This window comes from Mesorhizobium sp. WSM4847 (assembly GCF_055811335.1).
The window spans coordinates 150,326-168,283 of record NZ_JBVVPY010000016.1; the positions used below are offsets into that span (position 1 = coordinate 150,326).

At 62.8% G+C, this 17,958-nt stretch carries 15 protein-coding genes; 3 read left to right on the plus strand and 12 right to left on the minus strand.

All coding sequences use genetic code 11. The annotated features are described in order from the left end of the window. Positions 1 to 3: 3 nt before the first annotated feature. Positions 4 to 318, plus strand: coding sequence for a Dabb family protein (locus tag AC0L28_RS22845; RefSeq protein WP_473480326.1), 315 nt, complete (start codon positions 4 to 6; stop codon positions 316 to 318). A 130-nt stretch (positions 319 to 448) separates the two neighbouring features. On the opposite strand, the gene AC0L28_RS22850 is transcribed toward AC0L28_RS22845, so the two are convergent. The 12 genes from AC0L28_RS22850 to AC0L28_RS22905 all read right to left on the minus strand — a co-directional run bounded on the left by AC0L28_RS22850 (position 449) and on the right by AC0L28_RS22905 (position 14,945). After that, entirely contained in the window at positions 449 to 1,294 is an 846-nt protein-coding gene (locus tag AC0L28_RS22850; protein WP_473480328.1) for an EamA family transporter, read from the minus strand. Between the two features lie 7 nt (positions 1,295 to 1,301). Beyond that, positions 1,302 to 2,216, minus strand: coding sequence for an endonuclease/exonuclease/phosphatase family protein (locus AC0L28_RS22855; protein WP_473480330.1), 915 nt, complete (start codon positions 2,214 to 2,216; stop codon positions 1,302 to 1,304). Positions 2,217 to 2,311: 95 nt separating this feature from the next. Then, on the minus strand, positions 2,312 to 3,862 hold the full coding sequence (locus AC0L28_RS22860; protein WP_473480332.1) for a cation:proton antiporter: 1,551 nt from the start codon (positions 3,860 to 3,862) through the stop codon (positions 2,312 to 2,314). 209 nt (positions 3,863 to 4,071) lie between these two features. Next, positions 4,072 to 5,136 carry an ABC transporter ATP-binding protein gene (locus AC0L28_RS22865; RefSeq protein ID WP_473480334.1) on the minus strand — a complete coding sequence of 355 codons (1,065 nt, stop codon included), beginning with the start codon at positions 5,134 to 5,136 and terminating at the stop codon, positions 4,072 to 4,074. A 31-nt stretch (positions 5,137 to 5,167) separates the two neighbouring features. Then, entirely contained in the window at positions 5,168 to 5,959 is a 792-nt protein-coding gene (locus tag AC0L28_RS22870) for an ABC transporter permease (protein ID WP_027153283.1), read from the minus strand. Continuing rightward, positions 5,956 to 6,945, minus strand: coding sequence for an ABC transporter permease (locus AC0L28_RS22875; protein WP_027153284.1), 990 nt, complete (start codon positions 6,943 to 6,945; stop codon positions 5,956 to 5,958). The genes AC0L28_RS22870 and AC0L28_RS22875 overlap by 4 nt, the downstream gene beginning before the upstream one ends. Before the next feature lie 160 nt (positions 6,946 to 7,105). Then, complete coding sequence (locus AC0L28_RS22880; RefSeq protein ID WP_023798107.1) at positions 7,106 to 8,212, minus strand: ABC transporter substrate-binding protein; 1,107 nt, start codon at positions 8,210 to 8,212, stop codon at positions 7,106 to 7,108. A 243-nt stretch (positions 8,213 to 8,455) separates the two neighbouring features. Further along, positions 8,456 to 9,628 carry an iron-containing alcohol dehydrogenase gene (locus AC0L28_RS22885; protein ID WP_473480337.1) on the minus strand — a complete coding sequence of 391 codons (1,173 nt, stop codon included), beginning with the start codon at positions 9,626 to 9,628 and terminating at the stop codon, positions 8,456 to 8,458. Between the two features lie 18 nt (positions 9,629 to 9,646). Continuing rightward, positions 9,647 to 11,035 carry an aldehyde dehydrogenase family protein gene (locus tag AC0L28_RS22890; protein ID WP_473480339.1) on the minus strand — a complete coding sequence of 463 codons (1,389 nt, stop codon included), beginning with the start codon at positions 11,033 to 11,035 and terminating at the stop codon, positions 9,647 to 9,649. An 87-nt stretch (positions 11,036 to 11,122) separates the two neighbouring features. After that, positions 11,123 to 12,493 carry a glutamine synthetase family protein gene (locus AC0L28_RS22895; RefSeq protein ID WP_473480341.1) on the minus strand — a complete coding sequence of 457 codons (1,371 nt, stop codon included), beginning with the start codon at positions 12,491 to 12,493 and terminating at the stop codon, positions 11,123 to 11,125. Positions 12,494 to 12,587: 94 nt separating this feature from the next. Then, on the minus strand, positions 12,588 to 14,102 hold the full coding sequence (locus tag AC0L28_RS22900) for an amino acid permease (protein WP_091600395.1): 1,515 nt from the start codon (positions 14,100 to 14,102) through the stop codon (positions 12,588 to 12,590). A 21-nt stretch (positions 14,103 to 14,123) separates the two neighbouring features. Next, positions 14,124 to 14,945, minus strand: a complete 822-nt coding sequence (locus AC0L28_RS22905) for an N-formylglutamate amidohydrolase (RefSeq protein ID WP_473480343.1) — start codon at positions 14,943 to 14,945, stop codon at positions 14,124 to 14,126. Positions 14,946 to 15,097: 152 nt separating this feature from the next. Here AC0L28_RS22905 and AC0L28_RS22910 point away from each other — a divergent pair, with 152 nt between their 5' ends. Together AC0L28_RS22910 and AC0L28_RS22915 are read left to right on the plus strand one after the other, a co-directional pair. Beyond that, positions 15,098 to 15,925 (plus strand): MurR/RpiR family transcriptional regulator, encoded by an 828-nt coding sequence (locus AC0L28_RS22910; protein ID WP_023798113.1) that lies wholly within the window; start codon positions 15,098 to 15,100, stop codon positions 15,923 to 15,925. 182 nt (positions 15,926 to 16,107) lie between these two features. Then, positions 16,108 to 17,661 (plus strand): Fic family protein, encoded by a 1,554-nt coding sequence (locus AC0L28_RS22915; protein ID WP_473480345.1) that lies wholly within the window; start codon positions 16,108 to 16,110, stop codon positions 17,659 to 17,661. Positions 17,662 to 17,958 lie beyond the last annotated feature (297 nt).

Here is a 17,958-nt window from a genome sequence, read left to right on the forward strand (position 1 = left end):
AGAATGATCAGGCACTGTGTTTTCGTTCGATTCCGCAATGACGTCACCGACGACGAGCGCGCGGCAATCCATGCCGATCTTGAGGCGCTGCGGTCGGTGATCGACGGCATGGCCAAGGTCGAATTCAGCGCCAATGTCAGCCCAGAACCGTTCGCGTGCGGCTTCACGCACGGCTTCACCATCGACTTCAGCGATGCCGCCGCACGCGACGCCTACCTGGTGCATGAGGCTCACAGCCGAGCCGGCGCTCGGCTGGTCGCGGCGCTTGAAGGCGGAACCGACGGGCTGATGGTGTTCGACCTCGAGATAGGCGCTTAATGCATGTCGCGCAAAAGCATGCCCTCGGGCACTGACCCGAGGGTGTGCAGCGGTTTTGCGTTAACGACATGCATAAAACAACAACCTAAAGCGCGTCGCGTGAGGTCGATCGAACGCGACGCGCTTTAGCCTATCCAAGCCTCAGCGCGACGACGCCGGCAACAATGCTGAGCACGGCGGCACCGCGCCAGGCGGTCATCTTCTCGCCAAGCGCAAACACCGAGATCATCATGGCGAACAGGATCGAGGTTTCGCGCAGCGCCGCGACCGAGGCGATCGGCGCCTTGGTCATCGCCCACATCACGATCCAGTAGGCGGCGCCGCTGAGCACGCCGGTGTACACGCCCGCCTTCCAGTCGCGCGCCAGCACCGGCAGCGCTTTTGGTCCGCGAAAGATCAGGCACAGCACCAGCGCCCACAGCGCATCGCAGACGAACAGCCATGCGGCATAGCTGGACGCCGTCGCGGCCAGCCGCGCGCCGCTGCCGTCGGACAGCGTATAGCTGGCGATGAAGATCGAGGTGCCCAGCGCAAAGCCGACGGCGCGCAGGTTCAGCCTTTCCAGATGCGCGCCGCCGCGAAACGACAGCACCAGCGTCCCGGCCGACAAGAGAACAATGCCGAGAATGGCGAGCGGCGCCGGAACTTCGGCGACCACCACGATGCCGCCAAGTGCAGCCAGCAGAGGTGCGGTGCCGCGCGCCAGCGGATAGGTCTGGGCGAAATCGCCGGCCCTGTAGGCGGCGATCAGGAACGTCCTGTAGCCCATGTGGAAGATTACCGAGGCGATGATATAAGGCCACACGTCCGCTTTCGGCACCTCGACGAAAGGCAGCGCCAGAAGCGCCACGGCGCCCATGCCGAGCGTCATCAGCGTGATCGACAAAAAGCGGTCGAGATGAACCTTGACCAGCGCGTTCCAGATCGCGTGCATGGCGGCGGCAGCAAGCACCGCGAAGAAGACGAACAAGGTCATCGGCGGCTCATGCGCCTTCGGCCCCCGTCGCGAACGGCGTTTCCAGGTCGATGTCGACCCGCAGCGGAAAATGGTCGGAGGCGATTTCGCCGACATCGGCACTGGCCGAGCGCACCCGCCCCGCCAACATGCCGCCGACGAAGCAATGGTCGAGCCGTCGCTTTGCCAGCCTGCCGTCGATGGTCTTCACATGGGTATGGAAATCCGCCGTCGGGTCGCTGGCGACGGCGGCGGCATCGACAAAACCGTTGAGATAGGCAGCACCGCGATGGTACGGCGTGCTGCCAACGATGCGCCGGTACTCGGCGCTGCCCGGCTCCATGTTGAAATCGCCCAACCAGATCGCCGCCAGCGGGTTTTCCGGCTCCGGCTCGCCATTGCTCCAGTTGCGCACGGGCTCATCGTCGGCGCCGCTCCACGGGCCGCCGTCGGACGGCGCGCGGCGATGCTCGGCGAGCAGATAGTCGATCTGCTCCAGCCGCTCTTCGGCGGCGATATGCGCCAGATGCAGCGACAGCACCCGCACCGGACCGGCAGGGGTGTGGATCATGCATTCCAGCGCTGCGTTGCGGGTGTTGAGCGGACGCACGGTGCGGCGCAGCGGCAGCGTGTGCAGGCGCGACCAGACGATCGGCAGCTTGGACAGGACCATGGTGCCGAATTGCCGCCGCCGGTTGACGATGCGGCCGTCACGCCGCTCGCAGGCGTCCATGTCGAAGGCCGGCCCATAAACCCAATAGTATTCGGGCAGCAGTCGCGAAAGGATTTCCGGCTGGTCATCCTCGTTGCTGCGCAGCCAGTGCCGTTCCACTTCCTGCAACGCGATGATGTCTGCGCCAGCGACAACCTCGGCGGAACGCGCGAGATCGTAGCGGCCGTCGCTGCCGAAACCGTACTGGATGTTGTAGCTGACCAGCTTCATTGCTTAACCGGCTCAATTTCGTGATGGCAGTAGCGGTTTGGCGGATTGGTTGCAATGTGCAGCCGGATGCAGAGAGCTTGGGCCAGATAGCGCAGCTAAGTCGTCAGCGGCTGGAATCGTCCCGGCGGAGAGGCGGCCAGTTCCGACCAGTCGATTTCCTCCTCCAGGCGATGATACGCTTCGTCGCCGATCGTCCCGTCGATACGCAATTGCTCCAGCGCGTCACGCTGGCTCTTGATGGCATAGAGGCGCAACCTGTCGTACTCGGTCGCTGCCTGGGCGTCCTCCGGGTTTTCAGCGATCGTGCGCTGTGCGGCAAATTGCTCGCGGACCACGGCCGCGGCATTCGATGTCTTGCCGCTCAACACGTCCAGCGCGGCCTGCATGATGGCGACGCGTGCCTGCGCGACCTCGCGGTCGACAGTTCCGTCCGGATCGAGACGAAGCAGGCGCAGCAGCGGCTTCAGGCTGATGCCTTGCAGCACCAGGGTGCCGAGGACGACCGAGAAAGCGGCGAGTACGATTGGGTCGCGGCCGGGAAAGTCAGCTGGCAAGGCAAATGCTGCCGCAAGGGTAACCAGACCGCGCATGCCGCACCACCCGATCAGCACGCCGCCGCGAAATGACGGCGCCTCGGCCTGCCGTTCCGCGTCACCGAAGCTGGCGAGCCACCTCATGATCGCGCCGCATCCCAGCACCCAGACGAGACGCGAGACGATGACGACAGCCAGCACGGCTGCGGCGAAGACGAACGCTTCGACCTGCCCCTGCTCGGCAAGTCGGCCGACGATCGACCGTGCCTGAAGTCCCATCAGGACGAAGGCCAGCACGTTGAGCACGAACACCGCCGTCTCCCAGACCGAATAGGAGCTGACGCGATTTCTGGCCGGCATGCGGCGCGGCGCGGTGCGCGCGATGGTCATGGCATAGACGACGATCGTTATGATGGCGGAGAGCCCGATCCTGTCGGCCAGGATCCAGACGCCGAACGTTCCGGCGAATTGCACCACCGTGCCGCTCGCCGGATCTCTGATGCGGCTGAGGGTGACGAGAGACAATCGGCCGAGCACGTAACCAGCGGCAAGGCTGCCGACCGTCGACAGCAAGATCATCGGAACCGCGCTGCTCAGCAGGATGGAGCCGGCGGCTGCGGAAACCGCCATGCGGTAGATCAGCAGTGCCGTGGCGTCGTTGAGCAGGCTTTCGCCTTGCAGGATCGCGGTGACGCGGTGCGGCACCTTGAACTGTCCAAGCACGGCCGACGCCGCCACGGCATCGGGCGGCGCCACGATCGCGCCCAGGGCAATGGCCGCAGCGATCGGCAGGCCTGCCATCGTCCATCCAACGAGCGCCACGGCAGCGGTGGTGAAAACGACGGCGCCAAGCGCCAGCAGGACAAGCGGCAGCCTGTAGCGATTAAGATCGCGCAGCGACGTGTCGTAGGCCGCGTCAAGAAGCACCGGCGCGATGAACAAGGCAAGCGCCAGTTCGGGATCGATCTCGATGGTCGGCGCAAACGGCAGAAAGGCGATGCCCGCGCCTGCCAACGCCAGCAACGACGGATAGGGAACCTGGAGACGCCGCGACAACGCCGTCAGCGCGACGGCGATCAGCAGGAGAACAAGGGTCAGCTCGAAAAGCGCCATGCCTTATCGTAGCGGCGAAGCCGGGCGATTGGCACTGCAAAAACGGCGATGGCTCGGCTGGTGAATGGTGAATGGTGAATGGTGAATGGTGAATGGTGAATGGTGAATGGTGAATGGTCGCTTGCAGACAAATCCCGGCGCGTAAAGCGCCTTCTTGCTATTCACTATTCACTATTCACTATTCACTACTCACACCATTCACTCTTCCCCTAATGCAGCACCAGCATGTCGCCCGACGAGAACGAAATCTCGGCCTTCTCGCCGACAGCGGGCGGCGGCGCGGCCGGGCTGTTGAACGTGTCGAGCGACACCGTGCTGCCGCCGATGCCGACGCGAACCCGGATGACCGAGCCGAGGAAGTGCACTTCGGTGATCTCGCCCGAAAGACTGGAGTCGCGGCCGGGATGGCGGCCGAGCGAAATCGCCTCGGGCCGCAGCGCCAGCGACAGCGTGTCGCCGGACTTGGAGCCGTTTAGCTTTCCCTGCAGCGAGACCTCTTGCGAATTGACGCGCACCTTGCCCGAGGCTGCATCGGTGACGGTGCCTTCGAGCACGTTCAGCGTGCCGACGAAATTGGCGACGAACTTGGTCGCCGGCCGGTTGTAGATCTCGAACGGCGTGCCGACCTGCTCGGCCTTGCCGCCATACATGACGGCGATGCGGTCGGAGATCGACAGCGCCTCTTCCTGGTCGTGGGTGACGAAGATGGTGGTGATGCCGAGCTTCTTCTGGATCGAGCGGATTTCCTCGCGCAGCGACACGCGCACCTTGGCGTCGAGCGCCGATAACGGCTCGTCGAGCAGCAGGAGCTTCGGCTTCGGCGCAATCGCCCGCGCCAGCGCGATGCGCTGCTGCTGGCCGCCGGAGAGCTGATAGGGATAGCGGTCGCCCATCTGCGGCAGCTTGATGAGGTCGAGCATCTCGGCAACGCGCCTGTCGGCATCGGCCTTGGGCATGCCCGCGACCTTCAGCCCGAAGCCGATGTTTTGCGCCACGGTCAGGTTGGGAAACAGCGCATAGGCCTGGAACACCATGCCGACATTGCGCTGGTTGGGCTTGAGCCGGGTGATATCCTTGCCGGCCACGACGATCTTGCCGGCGCTCGGCTCCTCGAAGCCGGCGACCATACGCAGCACCGTCGTCTTGCCGCAGCCCGATGGCCCGAGGAAGGAGACGAATTCGCCCGGCTCGACGTCGAGGTTGAAATCCTGGACCACGGTGGTGGCGCCGAAGGATTTTCGCACATGCTGGATGGAGAGGAATGGCTCGGCCATGGCTTTTTTTCTTTCGGTCAGTACTTTTCGGTCAGTTTGGCCGGTTCGCCGATCGCGGCGCAAAACGCGACAGGATCTGGATCAGCGACATGCACGCCCAGGTAATGGCGAAGGCGATGATGGCAAGTGCCGCCGGCTCATAGGCGCGATTGGCGCCGATGTTCTGCAGGTAGGGACCGAAGGCCGGCCGATTGAGCAGGCTGGCCATGGTGAATTCGCCGAGGACGATAGCGAAGGTAAGGAAGGCGCCCGACAATACCGCGATCAGCACATTGGGCAGAATGACACGGGCGATGATCGTGCCCCAGCCGGCGCCGAGGATCTGCGCCGCTTCCGTCAGCGTGCGCACGTCGATAGTGCGAAGCCCGGTGTCGACGGCGCGGTACATATAGGGCAGCGCCAGCGTCGCATAGCCGATGACCAGCAAGGCGTTGGTGCCCGTGTCGCTCGCCAGGAACGGCAGCGGCGAGTTCGATCCGTACATTCTGATGTAGCCGAAGACGATGACGATGGCGGGGATAACCAGCGGCAGCAGAGTGATGAACTCGACGACCGGTCTCAGTTGCGGCAGCCGTAGCCGGATCCAGTAGGCGGTGGGCACAACAATGAGCACGCCGAGGATGATGGTGAAGATGGCGGCAAGCACCGAATAGCCGAAGGTCGCCTGGAAGCGGGGGTCGCCTAGCACGACCTCGTAGGCGTCGAAGGAATAGACCCCGCGCCGCATGCGCATCGAGAATTCCACGGTCGCGATCAGCGGAATGAAGAAATAGGCCGCGCCCAGCGCGAAGACGACCCAGGCCCAGAAACGTCCGCTCTTCATTTGAGCCACCTTTCGCTGCGCGTCCGGAACCAGATGTAGAAGACGTTGGCGAGGCCGGTGATGACGATCATGCCGAAGGCAATGGCATAGCCGAGATGCGGGTTGTGCAGCACGTCGCCGCGGATCTGTGCGTAAAGCACGATGGGAATGATGTTGAGCGACGAGCCGGTCAGCGCATAGGCGGTGGCGATAGCGCCGAAGGCGTTGGCAAACAGCAGGATGACGGTGCCGAGAAAACTCGGCCATATCACTGGGATGACGACCATGCGCCAGTATTGCGCCGTGGTGGCGCCAAGCGTCGCGGCCGCCTCGCCCCATTCCTTCTTCAGTCCGTCGATCGCCGGCGTGATGATGACCACCATCAGCGGGATCTGGAAATAGACATAGGTCAGCGTCAGACCCCAGAACGACAGGATGTTGAAGCCGTGGGCGTAAATGTTGAGGCCGAACACGGTGTTCAGGATCACCGTCGCGAGGCCGAGCCGGCCGAGCGTAGCGAGGAACGCAAAGGCTAGCGGCACGCCGGCGAAATTCGAAGCCACGCCGGAAAAGGTCAGCGTCGCCGAACGTATCCAGTTCGGCAGGCCGCCGCGCACGATGGCAATGGCAATGGCTAGACCGGCAAATGCCCCGATGAGCGACGAAGCGAGGCTGATCTTGATCGAGATCCAGTAGGCGGCAAGGATAGTGGGCAGCCTGCAGTTTCCGTCGACCCAGGAGATCCAGGAATCATATTGGCACTGTATGTAGTTCGACAGATTGGGTGGGTCGAAGATACCGACAATGTTGTCGAAGGTGAACGTGCCGGCAGCGTTCTGGAAGGCGCCAAGCACCAGATAGAGTGTGGGCAGGACCAGGAACATGATGGCGAAGATGAAGAACGGCGCCACGCCCAGCCATTGCGTCGGCAGCCGAAACGCGCGCGCCTCGCTGGGCGGCGCCGTCTTCCCGGCAATCGCGTGATCGGAAAGCGAGAGATCGGTCATGCGCCGGCTACCGTCTTATCGCATCGGCCCGAAAATCGAACTCGATTTTCGGAAAGCACGATGCGGAAATTTGAGTTCTAGAGCCTACTTTGTGCGTCCGACGCACGTCGCTCTAGCGGGAATACCGGGCGGCGGTGAAGCCGCCCGGCGGTTTTCAACCTTACTGAACGTTGGCGCCGACGACGGCGTCCCAGTTCTTGGTGATGACTTCCTTGGCCTTGCCCTGCTCATCGAGCGACGGGAACACCGCGGCTTCATAGGATGCGGCCGGCGGCAGCTTGGCCATCACGTCCTCCGGGATTTTGCCGTTCTTGGCGAGATCGTTGAAGCGGATCGGGTGGCAATAGCCCTTCAGCCAGCCGATCTGGCCTTCGTCGGAATAGAGATATTCCAGCCAGAGCTTGGCAGCGTTCGGATGCGGCGCGTAGGCGCTGATCGCCTGCACGTAGACGCCCGCGACGACACCGGTCTTCGGCACGACGACGTCGACCGGCGGGTTGCCTTTCAGCGTGTCGCGGCCGGCAAGCGCGTTGTAGTCCCAGTTGATCAGGATCGGTGTCTGACCCTGTGCAAGCGTCGCCGGCTTGCCGATGACCGGGACGAAATTGCCGGCGGCATTGAGCTTCTTGAAGAACTCGAGGCCGGCAGTACCTGCGGCTTCACCGGCCGCGGCGCCGCTTGAAAGACCAGCGGCGTAGACCGCCTGGATTGCCTGATTCGAGGCGCGTGGATCACCGGCGAGCGCGACTGCGTTGGCGTATTCCGGCTTAAGAAGATCGGCCCAATCAGTCGGCACTTCCTTGACCAGATCCTTGTTCACCATCATCGCCAGCACGCCGTAATAGTCGCCGGTCCAGTAGCCTTCGGGATCCTTGGCGCTGTCGGGGATCGTGTCCCAGGTCGACACCTTGTAGGGTTGGATCAGGCCGTCGGCCTTGGCGGTCGGGCCGAAGGACAGGCCGACGTCGATGACGTCGGGCGCCTGCGGGCCCTTATTGTCCTTGTTGGCCTTGATCGCCTCGATCTCGTCGCCGGAGCCGGCATCGGGGTTGAGCTCGTTGACGGTGATTTCCGGATATTTCGCCTTGAAGCCGGCGATCACCGCGCCATAGCCGCACCAGTCATGCGGCAGCGCGATGGTGGTGAGTTGGCCTTCCGCCTTGGCGGCGGCGACCAGTTCATCCATTGACTGCGCCGACGAGATGGCAGAGGTCGCCATCAGGGCGACGGCCGTAAGGGAAAGTACTTTTCCCGTGAATTTGAACATGTGTTCTCTCCGTTGAACTGACGCCGTTGGACGCCTGCGATGCGGTATCGTTTTCGTGTGACAGCCCGATGAATGGTTTGTGAAAGCGATGCCCTGCAGTACGAAAAAGTAAACTCTTTTTAACCGGCTGTAGCAATCGCCTCGCAACTATTTTTCCGGCTAACGAGTTTCCGTCTTACCTTTCATCTTTCCCCCTTTCTTTGCCCTCAATTTCCCGGATCAGTTTCCGGCGCGAATACTGTGTCAGGCGGTGCCGGCAATGGCATTTTCGAGCAGCGTCAGCGCCGCCTTCCTGGTCAGCTTGACCGGGTTGCCGCCGGCGGTCGGATCGACCACCGCCATGTCGGCGATCAGGCCCTTGCGCTTCTTGTCCATGTCGAGCCCCTGGATCAGGCCCGGCAGCGCGTGCGGCACCTTCAATTCCTTGCGCAGCTTGGTGACGGCCTTGGCGAAGCCGTCGAAGCCGCCCTTGATGCCGCAATAAGCCGCGAGCCGGGCGATGCGCGCCTCGATGGCGTCGCGGTTGAAGGCCAGCACGTAAGGCATGAACACGGCGTTGGTCATGCCGTGATGGGTGTCGTAGAGCGCGCCGATCGGATGCGACAGCGAGTGGATGGCGCCCAGCCCTTTCTGGAAGGCGGCGGCGCCCATCGCGGCGGCGCTCATCATGTGGGCGCGGGCGACGAGATCCTTGCCGTTGGCGAAGGCTTTCGGCAAGTTTTCGAAGACGAGCCGCACGCCTTCGACGGCGATGCCGTCGGCCATCGGATGATAGCCCGGCGCGCAATAGGCTTCGAGGCAATGGGCGAGCGCATCCATGCCGGTGCCGGCGGTGATGAAGCCCGGCATGCCGACCGACAGTTCCGGATCGGCGATGACGATGGCCGGCAAAAGCTTCGGATGGAAGATCACCTTCTTGGTGTGGGTCGCTTCATTGGTGATGACGCCGGCGCGGCCGACTTCCGAGCCGGTGCCGGCCGTGGTCGGCACGGCGATGATCGGTGCGATCGCGTCGGCGTTGGCGCGCGTCCACCAGTCGCCGATATCCTCGAAATCCCAGACCGGCCGCGTCTGGCCGGCCTGGAAAGCGATCAGCTTGCCGAGGTCGAGCGCCGAGCCGCCGCCGAAGGCGATGACGCCGTCATGCTTGCCCTTCTTGAACACCGCAATCCCGGCGGTCAGATTGGAGTCCACCGGGTTCGGCTTGACCTCGGAAAACACACCATAGGGCACCTTGGCGTCGTCGAGGATCTTCAACGTCGAAGCGACGACCGGAAGTTTGGCCAGCCCAGGATCGGTGACGAACAGCGGCCGCTTGATGCCGGTGGCATCAAGCACATCAGGCAATTCCTTGATGCGCCCCGCGCCGAAGCGCACGGTCGTCGGATAGTTCCATTTGGAAATCAATTTTGTCATTTCTGTCTTTCGAAAAAATCAGATGGCTTCACGCAGATGATATGATTTCGGCCTCGTCAGATTGTCGTAGCCGATGGCCGAGAGTGCGGCGCCCTTGCCGGTGTCCTTGACGCCGGTCCAGACCAGCGCCGGATCGAGATAGTCGCAGCGGTTCATGAACACGGTGCCGGTCTCGACGCGATCACCGATCGCCGCCGCATGCTCGGTGTCGCTGGTCCAAATCGAGGCCGTCAGACCGTAGGGGCTGTCGTTCATCAGCGCGATCGCCTCTTCGTCGTTGCGCACCTTCATGATGCCGACGATCGGCCCAAAGCTCTCCTCGCGCATGACGCTCATCTGGTGATCGACTTCGGTCAGCACTTCCGGCGCCAGATAGGGCGAGCTTTGCTCGTCGTTGGCCACCCTCATGTTGATATGCGCTTTGGCGCCCTTGCGCAGGGCCTCGGCCTTCTGCTCGCGGATCAGGTCGGCAAAGCGCGCCTGGGCCATCGGCCCCATTGTCGTCGCCTGGTCGAGCGGGTTGCCGACGACGTAGTTCCTGGTTTCAGCGATGAAGCCTTCGACGAATTCGTCATAGACCTTCTCGTGGACATAGACGCGCTCGATGCCGCAGCAGCACTGGCCGGAATTGTAGAAGGCGCCGTCGACTAGGTTGGCGACGGCATGGTCGATCTTGGCGTCGGCCAGGACATAGGCCGGATCCTTGCCGCCGAGTTCAAGGCCTAGCGTCATGAAGGTGCCCGCTGCGGCCTTTTCGATGGCGCGGCCGCCGGCAACCGAGCCGGTGAAATTGACATGGTCGATCTTGCCCGAGCCGAGCAGTTTTTCGGTCTGCGCATGGTTCATGACGAGGTTCTGGAACAGACCCTTGGGCAGGCCTGCCTTGTCGAACGCCTGTTGAAAACGTTCGCCGACCAGCAGCGTCTGCGCCGCATGCTTGAGGATGACGGCGCTGCCGGCCATCAGCGCCGGCACGATGGTGTTGACGGCGGTGAGATAGGGATAGTTCCACGGCGCAATCACCAGGACCACGCCGAGCGGCACCTTCTTCACATAGCGGCGAAACCCGTCCTTCGGATTGGAGGCCATCACCGGCTTCAGTGCCGCTTCGGCGATCTCGACCATGTAGCTGGTGCGTTCCCTGACGCCGCCGAACTCGCCGCCATAGCGGACCGGGCGGCCCATCTGCCAGGCGATCTCCGGCACGATCTCGTCGGTCATGGCGACCAGCGCTTCCAGCATGGCGAGCATGTACTTGCCGCGCTCGACGATCGGCGTCTCGGCCCATTTCTCCTGCGCCGCCTTGGCACGCTCGACCGCCGCATTGATCGCCTGGTCCGTGGCGATGGGCCGTTCCGCATAGATCGAACCATCGACGGGAGATTTTATCTTGACCGTTTCGGTCATTCCTTGGGTCCTCGCAATTTACGACAATCTCGGTTTTGAGCCGCCCGCCCGTCCGGCAGCAAAGCTGAACGGCGACGCTGGCGTAGTTTAGTACCGCTCGAACCCCCTGTGCAGTTCCCAATCGGTAATGCGGCGGTCGTATTCGAACTGCTCCCAGTGCGCCGTATGGACATAATGCTCGAGCACGCCGTCGCCGAGCGCCTGCTTCAGCATCTCCGATTTCGCCAGCGTCTCGGTGGCGTCACGCAGGGTCTTCGGAATTTCCGGCAGCTGCGAGGCCTGATAGGCATCGCCGACGAAGGGTTTTTGCAGTTCAAGCTTTTCATCGATGCCGGCAAGGCCGGCCGCGATCAGCGCGGCGAAGGCGAGATAGGGGTTTAGGTCGGCGCCGCCGATGCGGCACTCCATGCGGATGCCCTTGGTGCCCTCGCCGCACAGGCGAAAACCGGCGGTGCGGTTGTCCTCGCTCCACATGATCTTGGTCGGCGCGAAGGTGCCGGCCTGGAAGCGCTTGTAGGAGTTGACGTAGGGCGCCAGAAACCAGGTGAATTCCCTGGCATATTTGAGCTGGCCCGCCGCCCATTGCTGGCCGAGCGTCGACAGTGTCCATTCGGCCTTTCTGTCGTAAAAAAGCGGCGTCTCGCCGTCGGCGCTCCACAGCGAATTGTGGATATGGCTGGAATTGCCGGCCAGCCCGTAATTGTACTTGGCCATGAACGAGACCGCCTTGCCTTCGGACTCGGCGATTTCCTTGGCGCCGTTCTTCAGGATGACGTGGCGGTCGGCCATCTCGAGCGCCTCGGCATAGCGGACATTGATTTCTTCCTGGCCCGGACCCCACTCGCCCTTGGAGTTCTCGATCGGAATGCCGGCCGCCTGCATCTCGTTGCGCAGCCGGCGCATGACGCCTTCTTCCTTGGTGGTGATGCCGATCTGGTAGTCGCCGATATAGGGCGAGGCTGTGTCGAGGCCTTGCCAGTGCTTCTTGCGGACGGAATCGTAGGTTTCGCTGAACAGATAGAATTCGAGCTCGGAGGCGAAATAGCCGAGATAGCCGCGCTCGGTCAGACGCTTGACCTGCTTCTTCAGGATGGCGCGCGGCGAATGCGGAAGGTCGTCATGGCTGTGGTGGTCGAGCACGTCGCAGATCACCAGCGCCGTCTTTTCCAGCCATGGAATGCGCCGCAGCGTCGACATATCCGGCTTCATGACGAAGTCGCCATAGCCTTTCGACCAGCTCGCCGCCCTGTAGCCGGGCACCGGTTCCATATCGATGTCGGCGGCCAGGAGATAGTTGCAGCCATGCGTCTCGTCATGGGCGGAATCGACGAAATACTGTGCCAGGAACCGCTTTCCCGCCAGCCGCCCCTGCATGTCGACAATGCACGCCAGCACCGTATCGACCTCACCGCTGGAGACCGCCTTTTTCAACTGATCGAACGAGAAATTTCCGGCCATTCTTGCAAGCTCCGCCGCCCTTGTGGCGCTTCGAGAGTTCAAATCTGGACCCGGCCGCGGGAAGCGGCCGGGTAGGTTTCGGGTTCGAGACAGGTCAGGCTTTCTGCGCGTGCTCCAGCGCGAACTCTTCTTCCGGCGAGAGGATCAGCTTGTGACGGCCGACCAGCCCGAAATAGACGATCGCGATGGCGAACCACAGCGCCACCCAGACCACGCCCTTGGTGAAGTTCGCGTCCTGAATCTGGTAGAGCAGGGTGACCACGCCGATGATGATCGTCAGCACGGCGCCCGGGACGCCGAGCGGGCTGCGATAGGGACGTTCCATGTTCGGCTGGTTCTGGCGCAGCAGGATGAAGGACACCGCCTGCAGGATGTAGGAGAACATCGCGCCGAACACCGCCATATTCAGCAACACCGAGCCGATGAGCGAACCTGCCGTAGCGCCGCCAAGCGCGAACCACATGATCAGCATGATGCCGAAGCCGACGATGGCGCCCGCAAACATCGCCACATACGGCGTCTTGTACGATTTGTGGGTGACCGACAGCGCCGACGGGAAATAGCCGGCGCGGCTCAGCGAATAGACCTGGCGGCCCATGGCGAAGATGATGGTGTGGAAGCTTGCGATCAATCCAATCAGCGCGATGACGCCAAGCAGCACTGCGCCCGAGTCGCCATAAATCGCCCGGAACCCGTCAAGCAGAGGCTCGCCGGAAGTCGCGAGCTTGAACGAACCAACGCCGACGACCGACGGGTTGAGCAGCACGATCATGAAGGCCGAGACCATCAGCGTCAGCATGCCGGCGATAATGCCGCGCGGCATGTCGCGCTTGGGGTCGACCGATTCTTCCGCCGCCAACGGTAGCTGCTCGATCGCCAGGAACAGCCACACCGCAAAAGGCAACGTTGCCAGCACGCCCGACAAGCCGAACGGGAACATCGAGCCATTGCCTTCGGGAAGCTCCATCGCCGCTCCGTCCGGACCGACGCCGATGTTCAGCGCCCAGCGCGAAAAGTCCATGCTCGGGATGGCGCTGATCCAGAACACGATCAGCACGGCCAGCGACAGCAGCGTGACGATCAGGGTGACGCGGAAGGACAGCGCGACGCCGAAAATATTCAACGCCAGGAACAGCCCATAGGTCACCAGCCACCAGAGTGGTGGCCAGACGCTGGAGTCGGGAAAGGCGACCGACCAGATGCCTCCCATATAGGAGCCGATGAAGAAGGCGATGACGGCGGGCGTCACCACATACTCGACGTTTTCGCAAAGCCCGGTGATGAAGCCGCCCCACGGCCCCATCGCCGTCCGGGCGAAGGAGTAGGCAGCGCCGGTGTGCGGCAAAGCCGGGCTCATCTCGGCGATCGAGAAGACGAGGCCGACATACATGATGGCGATGATGATGCCGGCCACCAGCATGCCGCCCCAGCCGCCTGTCCCGAATCCGAAATTCCAGCCCGAAAAATGCCCGGATATGACGGCGCCGACGCCGAGCGCCCACAGATGCCAGACATTGGCGTGACGCACCAGTTGCCGGTCCTCGAAATAAGATTTGTCGCGCTTCGCGTATGCGACGCTGCCAACTTGCTTCGTATTACCGCCTGCCATTTGAAAGTCCCCTTCTTCTTGTCAGTTGACCGGTTCCACCGGATGGCCGAGCCCGCCCCGGCCAGATCCCTGGGATCCGGATGACGGCTCGAGATCGGAAAAAATCCTCGCGAGCAGATCCGCCCATTTTCGCTGCCCGGCTTCGTCGGATATTTCGTCGTTGCGGATTTCGATCATCGCGCAGAGTAGCTCCCGCGGGCGCGCGTGCCGTTCCAGCGTGAAATAGACACGGTCGGCCGGCGAATAGGGTTCGTTGATGCCGACTGTGACGCCGGCGAGCCGCTGCAGCGCGGCGACGAGCGGCGCTGCCAGCCGACGATCCTCGTCATGGATGACGCCGATGTGCCAGGGCCGGCTCTTGCCGTTGTAGACCGGGTTGAAGGAATGGATTGAAACCAGCCGCGTCTCGAGCCCGCGCGCCAGTCTTGTGTCGATGATGTCAGCGACCGCATCGTGAAAAGGTTGCCAGGACAGGGCGATGCGCGCGGCGCGCTGCTTTTGCGACAGGCCGGCATTGCCCGGAATGGTTGTAGTCTCGCTGACCGGCGGCACCAGATCGGGTGCGTCGAGCGGGCGGTTGCAGTCGATGACAAGCCGCGAAATGCGGGTCTCGACCAGCGTCGCGTCAAGCGCCGCGGCCATGCGGCGGGCCACCGGCAGCGCGCCGGGATCCCAGGCGATGTGGCGGGAAAGCTCTTCGGCAGCAAGGCCGAGCGTTCCGAATTCCGGCGGCAGGAAATTGGAGGCGTGGTCGCAGGTCAGCACGAAAGGGCTCGATCCGCCGGGGTTCGTCACCCCTACGGTTTCAGGCGATGCAAGGCTGGCGGGCCGTGCTGTCTCCATTATCCTGTCGTCCCCGGGGAGCGCTGTATCGTATGTTACGTATTTTGCCTCATTGCGTCCCTGTGGATGATTTCATACAGTTTGTCCGGCTTTGTCAAACGCGATTTCGGGTCAAATGCGATTTCGGCAAAACGGCCGGGCATGGGGAAATGATGATTTCGAGCATTGCCGAACTGATCTCGGACCGCATCGGCACGATGCCGGCGGGCGAGCGCCGCGCAGCGCAGACGCTGATCGCCAGCTATCCGCTGATCGGCCTGAAGACGGTCGCCGAATTCTCAGCTGCCGCTGGCGTCTCCTCGCCGACGATCCTGCGTTTCGTCGCCCGCCTCGGCTTCCAGAACTACCCGGAATTCCAGTCGGCGCTGCAGGACGAACTGGCGGCGCAACTGCAGTCGCCGGCATCGCGCACTCTCAACCCGCCATCGCCGAACGGCGGCGCGGTGTCGCCGATGCTGGAGGCGACGCTCGACAACATGCGCGAAACGTTCAGGCACCTGTCCGACAAGCAGCTTGCCGACATCGTCGCAAAGCTTGCCGACCGACGAGGCAAAACCTTCCTGATCGGCGGCCGCTTCACCGATCCACTGGCGCGCTACATGGCCGCCCACCTCGCCATCATCCAGCCCAACGTCTTTCACCTCGCCGGACAGGAAAGCGTCTGGCGCGATCGGCTGATCGACATGGGCAAGCGCGACGTGCTGGTGATCTTCGACATCAGGCGCTACCAGGACAGCCTGGTCCGCTTCGCCGAGACGGCACACCAGCGCGGCGTGCAGATCGTGCTGTTCACCGACCAGTGGCTGTCGCCGATCGCCCGCTTTGCCCGCCATGTCATCGCCGGGCGCACCGCCGTGCCCTCGGCCTGGGATTCTTCGGCGGCGCTTTTCGTCGTGGCCGAAACGCTGATCGGCGCCGTCACCCGGCAGCTCGAGGCCGACGGCGCCAAACGCATCCGCGAGTTGGAAAGCCTGCGGTAGAGGCGCGGGCTGAACAGACGAACCCGACCAGCAGCAAAAAGTATTTTCAAGCAGTTTTTCAGCTACCCTCAGAATCACTTTTCGCAAGATACGCATTTGACGCATCATTTTTCATAAGTTAGAATCATTTTTCAGGGATTTTGGTGGATCGTACCAAAATTCGAACGCGAGGTACGGTTTTCATGGCTGCTCCGCAGGAGCATCAATTTTCAGGGCCGGTGAAGGTTTTTCAGGAACTGCGCCTTCCTGAAACCGCGACTCTTGCCGGCTACAGCGCGCTGATCGGGGCCTATGGGCTTGCCGTGCCTCTGCCGCGGACTCTCTCCGCCACCGGCGAGCATCACCGCATCACCGAGCGGGACGGCTGGCGCATCATGACGCCCCGGCATGCGCCGAATTCAACCCTTGAAGGCCACCTGACCTTCGCTCTCAAATACGAAGGACTGGACCTGGCAATCCTCAAGCGGCTGTTTCTGGCGACCGGAACCGCACCGATTGAAGCGCTTGTTCGCAAAAGCCCGACCGGCAGCTACGCCCGCCGGATCTGGTTTCTCTATGAGTGGCTGACGGACACGCGCCTCGATCTCCCCGACGCGACCGCCGGACGCTATGTTCCTGTTGTCGACCCCGAACTGCAATGGGCGGCGCAGGGCAAGACCGCTCCGCGCTACCGCGTGAAGGACAACCTGCCCGGCACGCCGTATTTCTGCCCGCTCGTGTTCCGCACCAAAGCCCTTGAAGAATTCATCGGCCTCGACCTGCCTCGGCGTGCGCAGGCGATCGTCGCGAACGTGCCGCGCGACCTGCTTGCTCGGACGGCCGCTTTCCTTCTGCTCAAGGACTCGCGATCAAGCTATGCGATAGAGGGCGAGCGTCCGCCGCAGGACCGCGTGCAGCGCTGGGGCCGCGCCATCGGCGAGGCTGGTCGTCAGCCGCTTGATCGCGATGAGCTGCTGCGCCTGCAAAGGATCGTGCTCGGCGATGCCCGCTTCGTGAAGCTCGGTTTTCGGCAGGAGGGCGGCTTCGTCGGCGCGCATGACCGCGACAACCGCATGCCGCTGCCCGATCACGTCAGCGCCCGGCCCGAGGACCTGGAATCGTTGATCGACGGCATGGTCGCGTTCGACCGCGGCCCCGCCCAAGGCCTCGATGCGGTCATCGTCGCGGCGATCCTCGCGTTCGGCTTCGTCTACATCCACCCATTCGAAGATGGAAACGGCCGCATTCACCGCTACCTGATCCATCATGTCCTTGCCGCGCGCGGCTTCAACCCGCCAGGAGTAGTGTTCCCTGTTTCGGCCGCGATACTGGAGAAAATCGACGAGTACCGGGGCGTGCTTGAGAGTTATTCGCAGCGCCTGCTGCCGCTGATCGAATGGCAGCCGACGCCGCAATTCAATGTCCGTGTCCTGAACGACACTGGGGATTTCTACCGCTTCTTCGACGCGACACCCCACGCCGAATTTCTCTACACCTGCGTCCGGCGGACGATAGAAAAGGATCTTCCCGACGAGACCGCCTTCCTGCGCCGCTACGATCAGTTCCGGCAGCAGGTCGACACCTTCATCGACATGCCCGAGCGTCTGACCGATTCGCTCTTTCGCTTCCTTCATCAGAACGGCGGCCGCCTTTCGAACCGCGCCCGTGAAAAGGAATTCGCCGCTCTAACGGATGACGAGGCGGCGCGGATCGAGGCGATCTACCACCAAACCTTCGGATCCGGCCTGCAGGCATGATCACCAGCCTCGTTGATCACCTCGAAACGTCGAGGCCGACGCTCAAGGTGAGCGTAAGGTCAAGTCCAGAACACGAGCCGACCTCCGTTCCCATGCAGAACCGGCAACCTCACAGATCGCGACCATTTTCGAAAGGTGGGTCCAAAACACCGCTTACGCCGGATCTGCACAGCCCCAGGCTGCAAACGCAAAACGGCCCGCGTGATGCGGGCCGTTTTTGTTTGGTTGCGGGGACAGGATTTGAACCTGTGACCTTCAGGTTATGAGCCTGACGAGCTACCGGGCTGCTCCACCCCG